The organism is Nocardioides oceani (assembly GCF_030412965.1).
Lineage (GTDB): Bacteria > Actinomycetota > Actinomycetes > Propionibacteriales > Nocardioidaceae > Nocardioides > Nocardioides oceani.
Window position 1 is genome coordinate 1 of the sequence record NZ_JAUHJQ010000153.1, and the last position, 279, is coordinate 279.

The window sequence follows — 279 nt, forward strand, 5'->3', positions numbered from 1 at the left end:
GCCCCATTTCAGTTGCCAAGGTTGGCTGATAACCAACGGCTGATGGCATACGGCCAAGAAGAGCTGAAACTTCAGAACCTGCTTGGGTAAAACGGAAAATGTTATCAATGAAAAGAAGCACATCCTGACCTTCTACATCACGGAAGTATTCAGCGATGGTAAGACCAGTAAGAGCAACACGCATCCGTGCTCCAGGCGGTTCATTCATCTGACCAAAGACCATAGCTGTCTTTTCAATAACACCAGATTCTTTCATTTCCCAATAAAGGTCATTTCCTT

At 44.8% G+C, this 279-nt stretch carries 1 pseudogene; it reads right to left on the reverse strand.

Going from position 1 to position 279, the window contains the following annotated elements:
• Positions 1 to 279: pseudogene (locus tag QWY28_RS24760) on the reverse strand (F0F1 ATP synthase subunit beta); the annotation flags it as partial.